Below are 16,515 nucleotides of genomic sequence, written 5' to 3'. Positions count from 1 at the left end.
GGCTCAACGGGGGGCGCGGCGGGCGCGTATGCTGCCGGGCATGCGAATCCTCTACGGTGTCGTCGGCGAAGGCATGGGCCATGCGACGCGCTCCCGCGTCCTCCTCGAGGAACTGACGAAGGAGCACGAGGTCCACATCGTCGTCTCCGGCCGGGCCCAGGACTATCTGGCCAAACGCTTCCAGAACGTGCACGGCATCTGGGGGCTGACGCTCGCGTACGAGGGCAACTCGGTGAAGAAGTGGCAGACGGTGCTGCAGAACCTCACGGGCGCCGTGAAGGGCTGGCCACAGAACATCCGCCAGTACTTCGAGCTGGTGGACGGCTTCCGCCCGGACGTGGTGGTGAGCGACTTCGAGTCGTTCAGCTACATGTTCGCCCGGAATCACCGGCTGCCCGTCATCAGCGTGGACAACATGCAGGTCATCAACCGGTGCAAGCACGAGCCGGCGCTGCTGGCGGGCCACGAGGACAGCTTCGAGACGTCGCGCGCCATCGTGAAGGCGAAGCTGCCGGGGGCCTTCCACTACCTGGTCACCACGTTCTTCTACCCGGAGCTCCGCAAGCGGCGCACCACGTTGGCCCCGTCGATTCTGCGCCCCGAAATCCTGGAGGCGAAGTCCGAGCCCGGTGAGCACCTGCTCGTGTACCAGACGTCGACGACGAACACGGCGCTGCCGGACATCCTCAAGGCCGCGGGCATCCCCTGCCGCGTGTACGGGCTGCGCCGTGACATCACCGAGGACCTGGTGGACGGCAACCTCACGTACCGGCCCTTCAGTGAAAAGGGCTTCATCGATGACCTGCGCACCGCGCGGGGCGTGGTGGCCAGCGGCGGCTTCACGTTGATGAGCGAGGCGGTGTACCTGCGCAAGCCGGTGCTGAGCGTGCCGCTGGAGGGGCAGTTCGAGCAGGTCATCAACGCGCTGTACCTGGAGCAACTGGGGTACGGCATGTACGTGAAGGCGCTGACGGTGGACGCGGTGAAGGAGTTCCTCACGCGCGTGCCCCGCTGCCAGCAGGCGCTCCAGGGCTACGAGCAGGACGGCAACACGCGGATGCTGGCCGCCCTGCGCGAACAGCTGGCCCTGGCCTACGAGCACCGTGGCCACTGGGCCATGGAGCGGGCGCAGGACTAGCGCCCGCGTTCGCCGCCGGGGGGCCGTCAGTGCAGCGGCACTTCGGCCTCGTTGTTGCGCTCGGCCGCGCGCCGCGTCAGCTCGGTGAGCCAGGACTGGGTCAGCGGCGTTTCGCTCTGGCTGCCGCTGTAGCGGTCCTGGCTGCTGTCCTGGGGCATGAATCGGTTGGCCCAGGAGGTGAGGGTGGCCGTCAGGTTGGGGGCCAGCGTGCGGCCCACGGCGGCCAGCTTCGCCGGTGCGCCCAGCAGCGCCTCGGCGTCACCCCGCCGGCACGCGTCCAGAATCTTGCGCGCGGCCTGTTCGGCGCTCAGTGAGGTGAGGGGCAGGGAGTCCCCGGTGGCGAACCACGCGTACTCCGCCTCGTGGTTGCCCTTGAAGTACGCGTTGCGTGGGCTGCCCGTGCGCATCAGCCCCGGGCACACCGTGGTGACGACGATGCCGTCCTGGCGCAACTCCGCGCGAAGGCCGTCCGACAGGCCCACCAGCGCGAACTTGCTGGCCGAATACGGTACCAGGTGGGGGATGCTCACCTTTCCGCCCACGGAGGCGATGTTGACGATGCGCCCCTTTCCGCGCCGCTTCATCTCCGGCAGCACGGCCAGCGTGGTGTACAGCGGCGCCCACAGGTGTGTGTCGATGGCTTCCTGGAAGTCCTCCAGCGTCATGGACTCCAGTGGCCCCACCTGGATGACGCCGGCGTTGTTGATGAGCACGTCCACCGTGCCCCAGCGCTCGTGGATGGCGGAGACCATGGCCTCCACCTGCACCGGATCTCGCACGTCGCAGGGGATGGCGTAGACCTCGCCGCCAGTGCGCTCCAGCTCCTCGCGGGCCCGCTCCAGCGTCTGCTCGTCCCGGCCGCAGATGGCCACCCGGGCCTCTTCCTTCAGGAGCTGTCGCGCCAGCACCAGGCCCAGGCCGCGAGAGCCGCCAGTGATGAGGACGGTGCTGTCCTTGAATTGGAATCGGGAGCGGAGGATGCGGCGCAGTCCCAGCGCCGCGCCGATGCCGGCCGCGGCCACGGTGCCGAGCGAGATGCGGGACGAGTCAGAATCCTTGCGGTGAGCTGGCATGGTGGACTCCTGGAGTCAGGGGGCGGGAGAGGGGGCCGCGGCGCTGGCCTGGATGAAGCGCTCCAGCACCTGCCGCACGTGGGGGGACGCGTTCTTTCCGGAGAAGTGGTGGCGCAGCCGGCCGGAGTCCGCGTCGAACACGAGCCACGCGGGCGTGTCCGCCACGTCGTAGGCCCGCGCCATGGAGCCGTCGTCCACGGCGATGGGGTGGTAGAGCCCGTGCTTTCGCGCGAAGGCCTCCACCGCGTTGGTGTCCCGCAACTCCTTGTCGGAGTGGGTGACATCCACGCTGATGACCTTCAGCCCCCGCGCACCGTACTCCGCGATGATGCGCTTCACCGCGTCGATGTCCTCGTCAGCACCGCGCTGCTTGACGGAGAAGAAGTGGAGGAGGACGGGGAGCTCATCCAGCTCCGAGACATGGACGGGCGTGTTGATCCACCCACCGTCCGGGTCCAGCAGGGTGATGGGAATGTCGAGCGTGGGCATAGGGGCTCCAACAAGACCTGGGTTCGGAAAGGACGCGACTCAAGCTAGGCACGCGTGGCCGCTTCCGGGCGTCGCTGGACGGCAGGTCGCGAAGCAGGCAGACACTCACGGCATGCGCATCCCCGACTTCAAGCTGGAGCGGTACTTCGCGCGCTGGGAGTTCGCGGCGCCGTACCTGCTGTGTTCCTCGGACATCGAGGGCTGGCGGATGGCGGACTTGCTGGCGCTCGCCGGCCCGGACGAGCGGGCCCGCTGGGAGGGGCTGACGCTGGGCTACACCGAATCCACCGGCCTGCCCGCGCTGCGCGAGGAGATTGCCGCCCTGTACCCCGGGCTCTCCCCGGAGCAGGTGCTCACCTTCGCCGGCGCGGAGGAGGCGCTCTTCGTCCTGGTCAACGTCCTGCTGGGCCCCGGGGACCACGCCGTCGTCACCTGGCCGGGCTACCAGTCCCTGCACGAGGTGGCACGCGCCACGGGCGCGGACGTGACACTGCTGCGCCTGCGCGAGGAGGACGGATGGGCATTGGATTTGGATGCGCTGCGCCGCGCGCTGACGCCCCGGACGCGGCTGCTGCTGGTGAACTTCCCCCACAACCCCACGGGCGCGTTGTTGGACCGGGCCGCCTTCGACGCGCTGTGCGAACTGTCGCGCGAGCGTGGCATCCACCTGCTGTCCGATGAGGTGTACCGGTTGCTGGAGTACGACACGCGCGACACGTTGCCGCCCGCGGCCAGCCACACGCCGCACGGCATCAGCCTGGGGGTGATGTCCAAGGCCTTCGGACTGGCGGGGCTGCGCGTGGGGTGGCTGGCCTGCCGTGACGTGGAGCTCTTGCGGCGCTGCGCGGCCTACAAGGACTACACGACCATCTGCAACAGCGCGCCCAGCGAGGTGCTGTCACTCATCGCGCTGCGCGCGAAGGCGCGGGTGCTGGCGCGCAGCCGGGAGTTGCTCGCGGCGAACCTCTCCCTGTTGGATGGCTTCTTCGCGCGGCACCCGGACACTTTCCAGTGGGTGCGCCCGCGCGCGGGCAGCGTGGCTTTTCCCAGGCTGCTGCGTGAGACGCCCGTGGCCCGCTTCACCGAGGAATTGCGCGAGCGCGAAGGCGTGCTGCTGCTGCCCGGAGACGTCTACGACTTCCCCGGCAACCACTTCCGCCTGGGGCTGGGCCGCACGAATCTGCCCGACGCGCTGGAACGATTGGAGCGCTACGTGGTCGACACATCGCGTTGACGCGGCTGTCTCGAGTGTCACCTCCCCGCGGGAATCCACGGGGTGATGCGTTGCGTCAGTCCTCGCGCGCACTTCAAGGTTTCCGTGACCTCGACCTTTTACACATCGCGCCTCTACAGTACGCCCCGCCGCCTGGTCCCCCGCCGGGCAGGTACCCCCTATGCAGCGCTGGAGGCGCTCAACATGAAGAAGTTCTTCGGTACGGTCATTGTCGCCGCAACGATGCTGGCGGGCACGGAGGCTGCCGCAGCCAACTACACACTGTGGATTCATGGCCGCAACGGCGGCACGACGCAGCCCGGCAACTACAATGACTTCAGTTACTGGGGCTCGGCGAGCGTCGAGGCGGGCGTGAACAAGAAGGCCGTCAACTGGGACGGCCGTCAGCGCATCGGCTCGCAGAACTACCGCATCCGCGACGCGCTGGACTGCTTCTGCACGGGGGACAACTGGTGCTACGTCGCCGCGCACAGCGCGGGGAACCTCCAGATTGGCTACGCGCTGTCGATGTATGGCGGCTCGCAGCGCGAGGTGAAGAACGCGTCCCCCAGCGCCAGCGGCGTGTGTGGCAACGTGAGCAGCGGCGCGAAGCAGACGGGCTGGAACATCCGCTGGGTGAACGTGGCGTCGGGCGCGGGCGGTGGCAGCGAGCTGGCCGACATTGGCGAGTGGGCGATGAATGAGCCGCTGGTGAGCGACCTGGTCACCACCACCGCGCGCGCCATGTACAACCACAACACCACGCGCAACGTGTGGTTCTACATGTTCGCGGGTGCCAAGGGCACGCTGTACTCCGGCGTGCTCCCCGGCCAGGACGATGAGGCGGTGTCGTACCACTCGACGGGAGGCGTGTCGGGCAGCGCGGGCAGCTCGCAGTGCAACCCTGGTGACTGGTTCTGTGGCGGCACCCTGAACCTGGGCACGGCCGCGACCAGCGACGGGCGCGCGAAGTGGAGCTACCACACGGTGGAGTTGCGTGACGACCGGGAGGCGTACAACCACTACGCCGGAGGCAACTGGGGTGGCATCATCGCGCCGGTCCGCCAGGACGTGGTCAATTACGCGTACTGAGCCCCCTCCATTGCAAGAAGCGACATGACTCCGACTGGCACCGTTTCCGCTCCCGCGTCCCGGATGCGCCGCGCCCTGTGGGCCATCCCCCTCATTCCGTTGGTGCTGGGGGGCGTGGGGTGGTGGTGGATGGAAGCAGGTGCCGGCCCGGAGTCCTCCGGCGAGGACGGCGCATGGGAAGCGTCCTCGCCGTCTGGAATGCCGAACCCCGCGCCGCGGAAGTCGGGAGGCGGCATGGGCAGGCCGACGGGGAGCGTGCCAGGAGTGGCCGTGCAGGACCCGGCTCGCAGCCCGGAGGAAGCGGAGCGTGACGCGCGGCGCCAGTTGTGGGAGCAGCGGCTGGCGCGCGCGAAGCAGATGCTGGAGTCGTACATGAAGGCGACGCGCTATCCGCCGGAGTCGCGTCCCGCCAGTGAGCACCCGGACCAGATGGAGATGGCGGAGCCGGAGCGCACGCGTCCGCTGAACAAGGACGGCTCCGACATCCAGCTCCGGCTGAAGCAGGACCGCGTCTTCGTCGTCGGCGACGAGGTGGTGCACTTCTTCGTCGGCTGCGAGGACGCGCGCCGCATGCCCAGGCCCTGCCAGGTGGTGTCCGCCTCCGCGCACGAGGCCGAGCACATGCCCGGCGCGGGGGGCATGCCGGCGGTCCCCCTCCACTTCTCCGACGACGGCGCCGCGGGCGACGCGCTCTCCGGAGACGGCACCTTCACCGGGCGCTTCCAGCCGTCGAAGCAGGGGTTCCCCATCTATTCGGGCACGCTGCGCGTGGACGTGCAGGTGCGCTCGGGAGGCGAGGAGGGCACCGCGTTCTTCGACATCATGTACACGCCGTCGCCTCCGGCGCTCTTCACGGGCCGGGTGCGGGAGGTGCTGGAGCAAGGCTCGCTTCAGCTCTACCTCGGGATTCAGGTCCAGAAGGCCGGACGGTACGTGGTGGCGGGCCGCGTGGATGACGAGAGCGGCATGCCCTTCGCGCACGTGTCCTTCAACGAGGAGCTCAAGCGCGGCGAGCAGGAGGTGAAGCTCACCATCGCTGGCAACCTGGTGCTGGACGAAGTGCCCACCTTCCCCCTGAAGCTGCGCGACGTGGAGGGCTTCCTCCTCAAGGAGCGGGGAGACCCGGATCGCGAGCTGATGACGAGCTTGCGCGGGTACGTGCACACCACGAGTGACTATCCCCCCACGTCCTTCTCCGCCGCGGAGTGGCAGAGTCCGGAGCGGCGGCGCTATCTGGACGAGCTGAACCGGGAGGTCATCGAGGCGCAGACATACCTCGACGGCATCGACCAGGAAGAAGCACCGCCCAGGCCGTGAGGGGCTCAGGCCCGCGGATTCTCGGGCGCGGGTGCCTCGGTGATGCTGGGGTTCGCCTCGGGCCGCAGCTCCGGCTCCAACGCCTCCGCGACCACTTCCACGCCCTGTGAAGCGAAGGCCGCTGCCACCGGCGCGCTGGCTGCCGCGGGGTTGGCGGAGATGGAGCCCAGGACGCCTGCCACGGCGGCATCGTCCAGGGACGGCTCCTCCGGCAGCAGCATGTTCAAGTCATTCGGGTCCGCGAGGAACTCGTCCGGTCCCGCGGGGCTGACCGCCGGGTCCAGCGCTTGCCTCACGGCGAACTGCTGCCCGTAGGTGGCCGCGTAGGCGCTGCCCAGCGCGTAGCCCGCGGGCGCATCATCCACGCGCGCGTCACCGGCCGCGGCCGTCATCATGTCGGCGGGAACGGCATCGATGCCCGCGGCCTCGGTCGCGAAGTTCACCGGTGCGCCGGAGCGAGCGGCGGCGAGGCTCGGCTGCTGGATTTCCGTGGTGTCGGAGCTGGCCGCTGAAGCGTCATCGGCTCCAGCCATGAAGAGCGCGTCTTCCGCGGCGTGCAGTCGCGGGGCTTCCTCGAAGATGTCCTCGAGTCCCAGCTCCAGCGGCGGCTCCAGGTCGGCCGCGGCGCCGGGGCCATTCAGCATGAACAGCACGTCCTCCGCTTCCATGGGCGTGGGCGCGGTGGAGGTGTCCCGGTTCTGCAACTCCCACGCGGCGGCCTCTGGCGAGAGCAGGTCGCTGCCCATGTCCTGGGCGCTGGCCCCTCGGAAGGAGGGCCGGTGCGCCGCGCCACTCACCGGCTCCCGGGGCGCGCCGAGCGCGGCGGGAAGCTGCGAGCCCAGCAACTGCGAATACCGCGGCGGAGCCGCTTCGAAGGAGCTCTCGCCGGCGAACACGCGCAGGTGTTCGGGCGCTTCCGCATTCGCGGCGTCCACGCCCGCCAGCATTGGCGCATGCGCGGCGAGCGACGTGTCCAGGTCATCCACCTCCGCCTGGAACTCGCTCTCGTCGGCATAGCCACGCCGCACCGCGGGGATCGGCTGCAGCGGCTCGCGGGGCGCGAGCGGTGCCACCGACTCCAGGCTGGTGTCGAGCCGGGCGCGGGAGATGGCGCTGGAGATGCTCGCGGTGATGCGGCGGATGGACGACATCAAGGGCTCCCTGCGGCGCACACTCCGGGCCGCATCGGAATTGTCGCCTCGTCACTGGAGAAGTTGCCAGGGAACAGGTCCGGGCATGCCGGGTTCCTCGTTTCGTTGTCATGGCATTCGCGCACCCTGACGGGAGCGTCCTGGCGGACAAGCGCCCCCTCAGGGAACGGGGCCCAGGTGCCAGGTGGAGGTGTGGGGTCGTGACCCCACGCTCTGGGGGCTGTTGACGGGTGGAGGGCACTTGCAGCGTCTGCCAGTGGACGGGGGAGGGGTGGTTGTCACGGCGCCGTGGCGGTCCCTTCCCAGGAATCCCCAGAACCGGAGTATCCGTTCCTTGCGTCCGTTGGGGGGAAGGGCGCTGGCCTCCCGCTTGCTGGTGGGAGGCCCGAGGAGGCAGTCATGAGAATGGACAGCGCGGGACAGACCCACATCGGTCGGCGGCCGCACAACGAGGATGCGTTCTGCGTCGCACCGGAGCTGGGGCTGTTCGTCGTGGCGGATGGGCTGGGCGGACAAGAGGGGGGAGAAGTCGCCAGCCGGTGTGTCGTGGACACCTTCGTGGGCTTTGGCCTGCGCCTGGGACAGGACCGGGATTCGACGTGGCCCACGGTGCCGGACCCTCGCCGCAGCCGTGAAGAGAACCTGTTGGCGGCGTGCTCGGCGCTGGCGCAGCGCAACCTCCAGGCGCAGCGCGTGGGCCGGCTGCGGGAGATGGCGTCCACCGTCGTGGCGTTGGCGGTGAGCGAGCACGGCGCGGCGGTGGCGCACGTGGGTGACAGCCGCTTGTACCGGCTGCGTGGCGGAAAGCTGGAGTCGCTCACGCGCGACCACTCGCTCATCGAGGAACTGCGGGACGCGGGCATGGAGCCGCCGGGAGGCTCGGGCAACTTGCGCCACCTCATCACCCGCGCGCTGGGCACTGAGAATGCGGAGCCCACCGTGCAGCGGCTCCAGACGGAGCCGGGTGATGTGTTCCTGCTGTGCTCGGACGGGCTCTATGAGCCGCTGGGCGTGGAGGGCCTGATGAAGCGCCTGACGATGTCCTCCGCGCGCGAGGTCTGTGACGCGCTGGTCGCGGACGCCTACGAGGCGGGCGGCAAGGACAACATCACCGCGGTGGTGCTGCGCGTCGCGGAAGCGTGAGGCGCGTCAGAAGCCCACGCCGAAGGAGAGGCTGGCGGACGGCAGCCACGTGTTCCCGGGCTGGATGAGCTCGGGAGCGTGGGGCATCCACGCCAGGCTGAAGTTGAAGTCGCCCACCAGCTCGAAGCCCGCGGCCAGCGGGCGGAGGAAGCGCAGCCCGAGTCCCGCCTCGGGCCCTGCCGTGGCCACGCGGCGTCGGTCGGTCCCCTTGAACTGGAACCCAGGGTCGTCGCGGCCTACCTGGGCCTCCGCGAAGCCCCCGGCGAGGAAGGGCTGGAAGGTGCCCCAGCGCTCCACGTCGAAGCTGGCCAGCCGCAGCTTGGCGCGGAAGTGTGCCACCTCCGGCTCGGGGTCGCTGTGCAGGAAGCCGCTCCCCGTGCCACAGCTCTCCACGGACAGGAACGCCACGGGGGACAACTCCAGACACAGGTCGGGTCGGCCATTGCCGTTCGCCGTGGAGCCACCCACGCGCAGGTTGCCGAAGTTGCGCGTCGTGCGAGGCGGCTCGGCCTTCGCGCGCGCCTCTCCGGCGGCCTCCTCCGCGCGAAGTCCGCTGGGCGTGAGGGCAAGCAGGGTCAGTGCCGCTGGAATGGAGGTTGAGCGCATGCCACGCACGCAATCGCGCCGCTTCCACACCGGTCAATGCAACGCCAGGGTGAGTGTCCATGGCCCCGCGCGCGTCGACGCCGAGGACGTAGGTGCACGACATCGGTGTAGGTCTCGATTTGTGTCATGCGAGACAGGCTGCCGGGTCATTCCTGCCACCTGTTGTTCCTCGCTCAACAGCTGGGCGCTGTCGCGGTAGGCTGGCCGTCCCCCACTGGGCTCCCCCCGCCCATCCCCTGGCCTTGTAGCGAATGACGCACAGCCTTGCCGCGCGCCTGACCGCAGCGCTCTCCCTTGTCATCCTCTGTCTCTCCACGCTGAGCGTCGCGCTCACGGGCGTGTCGCTTCGGACGTGGTCGCACGAAGCCGTCACGTCCCGTCTGGCGCAAGACGAAGCCGCGTGGAGCCGCGTTCTGTCCCAGGAGGTGCGCTCGCTGACGGCCCTGGCCCGCGTCGCCGCGGCTGGCACGCCCTTGCTAGCCGTGTTGTCGAGCGGCTCCGGGGGCGGGGCGCATCTCGAGCCCTCGCTGCGTGCGCAGCAGTCGCTGCTGGGCGTGGACCTGCTGCTCGCGGTGGACACCGCGGCGGGTGTGCGCGTGGGCACGCCACCCGGTGCACTGTCGGGGATGGAGGCCCTGGTGAAGGAGGGCGGCGCGCGCATCATCCTGGTGGATGAGGTGCCCCATCAGGCTGTGGCGCAGCCCGTGATGACGGCCGAGGGCCGCACCGTGGGGTACGTGGTGCTGGGGCGGGTCCTGGGAGAGGTGGAGCTTCAGGCGCTGCGTGACGAGCGCGGTGTGGAGGGCGTGTTGACCGTGGGCGGGAAGCCGGTGGCGCACGCGCTGAGCGTGGTGCCTGATGATGCCTTGCTCGCGGCACTGGAGGGGAAGGGGCGGCCGGACGAGGTGTCGGTGAATGGCGTGTCGTTGCGGCTGCGCCGGGTGGAGATGGGGCCGGGCGTGGAGCTGCTGCTCACGCGTGACGGTGGGAAGGAAGCGGAGCAGTTCCGTGCGTCGATGCTGCTCGTGGTGCTGCTGGGCCTCATCGTCACGGCGGCGGCGGGCACGGCCATCTTCCTGCTGGTGCGGCGGATGATGGAGCCTCTGCGCGAGCTGACCGTGGCCACCACGCGGATGGTGTCGGAGGGTGATTTCCGAGGGGCGCTGGCGGTGCGCTCGAAGGATGAGATTGGTCAGCTCGCCAGTTCGTTCTCGGAGTTGATGTCGCAGCTGCGCGAGCTGTTGATGGCGCTGCGCCATTCGGCCGAGCAGCTCGAAACGGCGTCCACGCACCTCACCGAGTCCGCGTCCGTCCAGAACGAGGCGGTGTCGCAGCAGGCGGTGGCGCTGCATGAGACGCAGGTTGCGGCGCAGCAGCTCCAGGAAGCCTCGCGCGCGGCGGCGCGGCGCGTGGAGGTCATCCTGCGGGAGGCGGACAAGGCCAGTGGCTTTGGCGAGGCGGGCGAGGCCGCGGTGTCCGGCAGCGTGGGTGGGCTCACGCACATCCGGTCGCATGTGGAGCAGATTGGCCGCACCGTCGCGGAGCTGCACCAGCGCACGCGGCAGGTGGGTGACATCACCCGCACGGTGAAGGACCTGGCGGACCAGTCGAACGTGCTGGCGCTCAATGCTTCCATCGAGGCGGCGCGCAGTGGTGATTCGGGCCGTTCCTTCGCGGTGGTGGCACGGCAGATGCGATCGCTGGCGGACCAGTCCGCGGGGGCGACCACGCGCGTGCAGTCCATCCTGAGCGACATCGGCCGGGCCATCTCGCAGACGGTGAGCACGAGTGAGGGCGGGGCGCGCGAGGTGGAAGGTGGCTTGGAGCAGGTGCGCGCGGCGGGCGAGAGCCTCCGCTCGCTGGCGGGCATCATCCAGAGCAACGGCAAGACGGTGCGCAGCATCGCCGAGGCCGTGAGTCAGCAGGACGCGGGCATCGCGGAGTTGTTCGCCGCGCTCAGCTCGATGGCCGACCTGGCGGACCAGATTGTCGACCGGATGGCCGCGAGCGAGCAGTCCGCCATCCAGCTCTCCGCGGCGTCCGCTGAGCTGAGCGCTATCGTCGGCCGGTACCAGCTCTAGCGCGCTTATCGGCCTGGGGCTCGCGCCTGAGCCGCCGCGCCAGTGGGCTTCGTCTGGCCCGAGCGGGAATTACCGCCGCCCGCGCTCACCCAGCCGCTGGAGGCAGGCTCAGCGGGCGCCGTCATGTCGAAGGCGCGGATGCTCATCCGCTGCGTCCAGTCATTGCTGGCATTCCAGTTCGTCCAGGCCCCCAGCACCACGCGTCCCCGGTGCAGCGCGGGCGGGGTGATGTACGGCGCCTTTCCCAGCAGCGCGCAGGCGGACAACTCGTTCCCGTCCTGGTCCAGCTCCCGCAGGAACGAACCGAGCGCGGCTTCCTCACCGGTACAGGCGTGCTCGCCGCACGTCTCGGCCACTGGCCGGTCCACCAGCAGCAGCGAGCCACGCTGGGTGAGAAGCGGTGACATCGGCCAGGTGCCCACGGCCCGGTGCCAGCGCACCGCGCCGCTCGAGGGATCCAGCCCATAGAGGAACGTGCCCCCCGGATGCGTGGTGGTGGGGCAGCCCTCGGTGGTGCACCGCATGTCGGGCAGGACCAGGAGCCGGTCCGCCTGCATCGCCGTGCGGCCGAAGGTCGAACTGGAGCGGCCCAGCGAGTAATAGAAGGACTCAGCGGAGGCGGTCGCCAGCGTGGCGATTGGCGCTCCCGTGGCCGCATCCACCAGCTCCGCGCGGCCCAGCATCAACGTCCCTCCGTCCACGGCCGTGGGCTCGAGCACGCCCGTGCGCTGCGTCCGCCAGCGGAGCTGCCCATCCGCCGCGTACGAGAAGAGCTCCGTCCGCTGCTCCAGGACATCGGAGGCGCCGCCATAGACGTTGCCCTCCGTATCCACCACCAGCGGCGCATGGACGGGCGGCACGGGCTCCTTCCACGCCACCGCGCCGGTCTCCGCGTGCACCGCGACGAGCAAGTCCTCGGCGCCCGCGTCTCCAAACATGTCGTGTACCAGCGCAATCAGATAGGGCGGGCTGAGCACGAGCGATGCGATGCGAAGCCCATGGTGCGCCTGCGGGTCTTCGTCCTTCACGGCCCCTAGCGACACGCTCCAGCGCTCCTGTCCGGTGGTGCTGTCCCGAGCGGAGAGCAGGGCCAGCCGGCCTGTGACGAAGAGCTGTCCCCCCGCCACCGTGTGAACGCCCCAGGCTCCCGGGGGCGGAAGGTCGCGCCGGTAGCGCTCGGTCCCTTCTGACGTGACGGAGACGAGCTGACACGCCAACTGGCTCGGGTCCTTGTCCACCCAATAGCTGCTCTCGCACTCCGTCCAGTAGGTGTGCCCGTCCCCGTCCATTGCCCCCCGGAAGTCCACTGTGCGGTTCCACGCTGCGTCGTAGCTCCACGCGAGTCGCGCCGTGCCATCCGGTCCGGAGCACGCCGCCGATGTCGCCGGGGGCGGCACCTGCGGCTCCGGTGTGGGCTCCTGCGGAGCGGGCGTCTCAGCTCCAGGGGTGGGCGTTTGCGTTACATCCGCGGGTGTCTCGACGGGGGGCGCCGCTCCGTTCTCCACGGACGACGAACAGCCCACCCACAGACACGCGCCCAGCACCATGCTTCGCAGTCCACTCACGCCCACCTCCCGATTGCTGACCACCGCGCGGCTCGTCACCGGGGTGGTCGCGCACAGTGGGGATGGGATTCCCGCTGCGCAACGCACCCGGCCACGGGTGGCGGCCGGGCAGGCAGTCAGGCGGAATGGGAGTGAAGTCTCAGCCCAGCTCGCCACCGTCGATGGCGTACGCCGAGCCGGTGATGCCGCCCGCCGCGTCCGACGCGAGGAACAGGCACAGCGCGGCGACTTCCTCCGGCGTGATGATGCGGCCCATGGCGTTCATGGACGCGAGGGCCTCGCGCGCCTGCTCCTCGCTGCGGCCCGTGGAGGCGCTGATGGCCGAGGTCGCACCGGCGAACATGTCCGTCTCCACCCAGCCCGGATTCACGATGTTCACCGTGACTTGCTTCTTCGCGTACTCCACCGCGAGCGCGCGCGTCAGGCCCAGCAGCGCATGCTTCGACGCGCAATACGCGGACGTGTACTTCACGCCCCGCACCGCGGCCATGGAGCCGATGTTGATGACGCGTCCGCCGCCCGCCTGGGCCATGGCCGGCATCAGCTCGCGGCAGAGGAGGAAAGGCGCCGTCACGTTGACGGCCATGACGCGGGCCAGGTCTTCGGTGCGCGTCTTCGCCAGGGGCGCGGAGACGGTGATGCCCGCGTTGTTCACGAGTACGCGCGGAGGACCCTCGGCGAGGATTCGCTGGCTCGCGGCAATCAGCGCCGCTTCGTCGGCCACGTCCACCGCGAGCGGCCGGATGCGCTCGCCGCCTTCCTGCCGGAGCGACTCCAGCGCTTCCGTCGAACGCGCCAGGGCCCACACGTCATGGCCCGCCTTCGCGAAACCCAGCGCCACCGCGCGGCCAATGCCTCGGCTCGCGCCCGTTACCACCACCGTCTTGGAGGTCGTCGTCATGAGACCAGCCTAGCGCCGGGCCCTCATGCTGGCAGCAGGACGTGCCGAGGCCGCGTGGCGCTGCCGTCACGGGCGGCATCGCCACCCTCCCCACATCCACGAGGGACGGGGAGGGTGGGAAGACGCCGGTGTCCGACTCAGCCGTTCTGGGCTTCTTCGCTGCTGGCCTTCGGCTCGGTCGGGGCCGCCTCGCCCTCGGACGCAGTCTCAGCCGAAGCCTCGGACGCAGTCTCCGCCGAAGCCTCGGACCCGCCTTCGGGCTCGTCGGGCAGCTCGGGCGCGGTGCCCGCGGCCTCGGCGGCCTGCTGGGCCTTGAGCTCCTCGTCGTTCATGAAGCCGACGGGGTTCTCCTTGCGGTTGAGGAAGCGCACCGACTTCTTCGACAGCGCGAACATCTGCTCCGCCGCCGACGAAGGCACCAGCGAGTGCTCGATCTGTGCGGGCTCGGGGCGCTCCACCACGCCCAGCTCGCCCTCCTCGAGCTGCTTCGCCTGCGCCGGGCTCAGCTCCAGCCGGCGCAGCTTGCCCTTGCGGGTCATGAAGTAGAACGCCGTCTCCCCCGCCTCGACGGGGACCTGGGAGCCCAGCACCAGCTCGCGCAGGGCGCGGTCCAGCTCCACCTGCCGCTTGGACTCGGCGCGCTGGTAGGCCTTGGAGCCCGGCATGGGGGGCAGCTTGGGGATGGCCCGCTCCGCCGCCGCCGCGGCCGGCCGCCCGTGCTGGGGACCTCCGCCGTGCCGGGGGGCACCTCCGAAGCCGCCGCCAGGACGTCCGCCGCCCTCACGACGGCCGGCGTCACGGCCGCCACTCGGACGGCCTCCACCCTCGCCTCGGGGCGGGCCGCCTGGTGTCCGGTTGTCATCACGGCGGGGGGGAGGACGGTTGCCGCTTGAACGGCCGCCCTCCTGGAGTCCGGGCCGCCGGGCTTCCGCCTGGCTGGGCTTCGTCTCCACCTTCTTGGCCTGGTCCTCGGTGACGAGGCCCGCCTTCAATAGCTTGTCGCGCAGGTTCTGCATGAGTTGGGCGTTCTATCCCTTGCACGGCCGCACGCAAGCCACTGCTTGCTGCTCGTGTATGCCCCACGTAACTTGCCGGCCTTGTCGTACCCTCCCGGAGGAGTCGTGAGCCGTCTGAAGAAGTCCGCCTTCACCCTTGCCGTGGCGCTGGCCGCCGTCGGCTGCTCGGACCCGGTCGACAAGGCGGCCAAGGCACGCATCTTCTCGCCGGAAGACCCGCCCAAGGTGGTTGCGTCCGCGAAGGAAAAGCTGCCCCCCGAGGACGTCGCGGACAACCCCCAGGTGGCGCGCCGCATCCTGGGCATGGACGCCGCCGAGGTGACCGAGCGTCTGGGCCCCCACCGCTACCAGGCGACGCTGGGGTACGAGTGGACCTCCGAGGCCTCCATCCCCGTGAAGCTCACCGAGACGCGCACCTTCCGCGCCGGCCCCGGCGGGGTCAGCGGGGATTTCCACGGCGTGCTGGAGAACTCCCGGGACCAGGGCCTGGAGGTGATGCGGGTGGGTGGGCAGGTGTTCGCCCGCAACCGGTATGGCCCCTTCCGCCAGCGCCTGCGCGACCGAGGCATGGCCGAGCGCACCCGCGCGGAGCTGACCGGCGCCATCCGCGACTTCGACAGCCTCTTCCAGGGGCGCATCAAGCTGACGCCCGAGGGCACCGTCACCCATGAGGGCCGCACGGCCTGGCGTTACGTGGTGACGCTGGCCCCCGCCGCCCAGGCGGACGCGTCCCGGCCCCTGCCGCCCACGCCCCAGGCCAAGAAGGGGGGAGTGGACGAGACGACGGTCCGCCGGGCCAACTTCTTCGCCCACCGCCTGCCGCGCTCGCTGGACGGCGAGGTGCTGGTGGATTCCGCCACCTCCGTGGTCCTCAAGGCCCGGCTGGACGGGCGCATGGGCGTGCCCGGGGACAAGACGCCCGAGGCGGCCGAGCTGCGCCTGACGCTGGAGGCCGCCCTCTCCGAGGTAGGCAAGGACCCACGGCTCCAGCCGCCCGAGGATTTCCTCCCGGACGCGGACAAGCCCCAGGGCATCGCCGATGCGCTCGACACCTTCGGTATCCAGCGCAAGAAGCCCTCGGACTCGGATTCGGCCAGCCCGGAGTCTGCCCCGGAGCCCGAGGACGAAGAGGGCACCTGACGGGGTTCCGGCGCTCTTTCCGGGCGCCGTTGCCTGGTGAACGGCTGGCCGGGACTCCGGGGTATCCCGGACGGGGGTGGAGGGGGCTGCGCTACATCTCGGCAGCGAGATGTTGGAAGAAAATTTGCGCTGACTCTTGCGTCCTCTAGAATCCTCGACGGTTGCGGCCCGGACGCGTCCGACATGCTCGGATGTTCAGTGGGGCTTCACAGCAAGGGAGCGGCGATGGAGCGCAAGGTCGGAAGTAGCACGGTGACGGCCAAGGAGGTCAAAGCGGCGCTGGAGAAGGCGCGTACGCTGTCGGCCGAAGAAGAGAAGGTACTGCGCATGCGCCACGGTGCTGGCGCTTCCAGCACCCGTGCACCGCTGCCCCGTGCCGCCGGTGACAACCAGGAGCTGGGCGACGAGCTGCTCCTCATCGAGATGCAGCTGATGAAGGCGATGCGCGCTCGCGCGGGTGGCAAGCCCGCGGCCACCGCCAGCAGCAAGCCCGTCGCCGCCACGCGCGCGCGGGATGCCGCCGCCAATCCCACCAAGGACAAGATTGTCCGGGCGCTCCGCAAGAAGAAGTAGTCGTCTTGCGGGTGTCC

The 16,515-nt window shown here is 70.0% G+C and carries 15 protein-coding genes; 8 read left to right on the top strand and 7 right to left on the bottom strand.

Going from position 1 to position 16,515, the window contains the following annotated elements:
• Positions 1-28: 28 nt before the first annotated feature.
• The gene (locus FMQ63_RS28360) at positions 29-1,138 is read left to right on the top strand and encodes an MJ1255/VC2487 family glycosyltransferase (RefSeq protein ID WP_020477750.1); all 1,110 of its coding nucleotides are present in this window, start codon (positions 29-31) and stop codon (positions 1,136-1,138) included.
• Between the two features lie 26 nt (positions 1,139-1,164).
• On the opposite strand, the gene FMQ63_RS28355 is transcribed toward FMQ63_RS28360, so the two are convergent.
• Positions 1,165-2,211, bottom strand: a complete 1,047-nt coding sequence (locus FMQ63_RS28355; RefSeq protein WP_011551522.1) for an SDR family oxidoreductase — start codon at positions 2,209-2,211, stop codon at positions 1,165-1,167.
• A gap of 15 nt (positions 2,212-2,226) precedes the next feature.
• Positions 2,227-2,700, bottom strand: coding sequence for a peroxiredoxin (locus FMQ63_RS28350; protein ID WP_011551523.1), 474 nt, complete (start codon positions 2,698-2,700; stop codon positions 2,227-2,229).
• Between the two features lie 112 nt (positions 2,701-2,812).
• Here FMQ63_RS28350 and FMQ63_RS28345 point away from each other — a divergent pair, with 112 nt between their 5' ends.
• From FMQ63_RS28345 to FMQ63_RS28335, 3 genes are all read left to right on the top strand, one after another.
• Positions 2,813-3,934, top strand: coding sequence for an aminotransferase class I/II-fold pyridoxal phosphate-dependent enzyme (locus FMQ63_RS28345; protein WP_011551524.1), 1,122 nt, complete (start codon positions 2,813-2,815; stop codon positions 3,932-3,934).
• Between the two features lie 183 nt (positions 3,935-4,117).
• Positions 4,118-5,005 carry a hypothetical protein gene (locus FMQ63_RS28340; protein WP_026113830.1) on the top strand — a complete coding sequence of 296 codons (888 nt, stop codon included), beginning with the start codon at positions 4,118-4,120 and terminating at the stop codon, positions 5,003-5,005.
• Between the two features lie 24 nt (positions 5,006-5,029).
• Positions 5,030-6,322 carry a choice-of-anchor X domain-containing protein gene (locus FMQ63_RS28335; protein WP_011551526.1) on the top strand — a complete coding sequence of 431 codons (1,293 nt, stop codon included), beginning with the start codon at positions 5,030-5,032 and terminating at the stop codon, positions 6,320-6,322.
• Between the two features lie 5 nt (positions 6,323-6,327).
• On the opposite strand, the gene FMQ63_RS28330 is transcribed toward FMQ63_RS28335, so the two are convergent.
• Complete coding sequence (locus FMQ63_RS28330; protein WP_020477749.1) at positions 6,328-7,473, bottom strand: hypothetical protein; 1,146 nt, start codon at positions 7,471-7,473, stop codon at positions 6,328-6,330.
• A 399-nt stretch (positions 7,474-7,872) separates the two neighbouring features.
• Here FMQ63_RS28330 and FMQ63_RS28325 point away from each other — a divergent pair, with 399 nt between their 5' ends.
• Positions 7,873-8,616 (top strand): PP2C family serine/threonine-protein phosphatase, encoded by a 744-nt coding sequence (locus FMQ63_RS28325; RefSeq protein WP_011551529.1) that lies wholly within the window; start codon positions 7,873-7,875, stop codon positions 8,614-8,616.
• 6 nt (positions 8,617-8,622) lie between these two features.
• Here the strand turns inward: FMQ63_RS28325 and FMQ63_RS28320 are convergent, their stop codons facing one another.
• Positions 8,623-9,222, bottom strand: coding sequence for a hypothetical protein (locus tag FMQ63_RS28320; protein WP_216609107.1), 600 nt, complete (start codon positions 9,220-9,222; stop codon positions 8,623-8,625).
• A gap of 251 nt (positions 9,223-9,473) precedes the next feature.
• Between FMQ63_RS28320 and FMQ63_RS28315 the strand changes: the two genes are divergently transcribed.
• A complete protein-coding gene (locus FMQ63_RS28315) occupies positions 9,474-11,303 on the top strand; it encodes a methyl-accepting chemotaxis protein (protein WP_011551531.1) in 1,830 nt (609 codons plus the stop codon).
• A 5-nt stretch (positions 11,304-11,308) separates the two neighbouring features.
• Here the strand turns inward: FMQ63_RS28315 and FMQ63_RS28310 are convergent, their stop codons facing one another.
• From FMQ63_RS28310 to FMQ63_RS28300, 3 genes are all read right to left on the bottom strand, one after another.
• Complete coding sequence (locus FMQ63_RS28310; protein ID WP_225909783.1) at positions 11,309-12,868, bottom strand: PQQ-binding-like beta-propeller repeat protein; 1,560 nt, start codon at positions 12,866-12,868, stop codon at positions 11,309-11,311.
• A gap of 139 nt (positions 12,869-13,007) precedes the next feature.
• Positions 13,008-13,769, bottom strand: coding sequence for an SDR family NAD(P)-dependent oxidoreductase (locus FMQ63_RS28305; RefSeq protein ID WP_011551533.1), 762 nt, complete (start codon positions 13,767-13,769; stop codon positions 13,008-13,010).
• A gap of 137 nt (positions 13,770-13,906) precedes the next feature.
• Entirely contained in the window at positions 13,907-14,785 is an 879-nt protein-coding gene (locus FMQ63_RS28300) for a DUF2058 family protein (protein ID WP_011551534.1), read from the bottom strand.
• Positions 14,786-14,890: 105 nt separating this feature from the next.
• Here FMQ63_RS28300 and FMQ63_RS28295 point away from each other — a divergent pair, with 105 nt between their 5' ends.
• Entirely contained in the window at positions 14,891-15,925 is a 1,035-nt protein-coding gene (locus FMQ63_RS28295) for a hypothetical protein (RefSeq protein ID WP_026113829.1), read from the top strand.
• Between the two features lie 225 nt (positions 15,926-16,150).
• Positions 16,151-16,498: a hypothetical protein gene (locus FMQ63_RS28290; RefSeq protein ID WP_020477748.1), complete on the top strand. Its 348-nt coding sequence runs from the start codon at positions 16,151-16,153 to the stop codon at positions 16,496-16,498.
• Positions 16,499-16,515: the final 17 nt, after the last annotated feature.

This window comes from Myxococcus sp. CA005 (assembly GCF_006518205.1).
GTDB lineage: Bacteria > Myxococcota > Myxococcia > Myxococcales > Myxococcaceae > Myxococcus > Myxococcus xanthus.
This window is presented reverse-complemented; position numbering and strand designations above follow the sequence as displayed.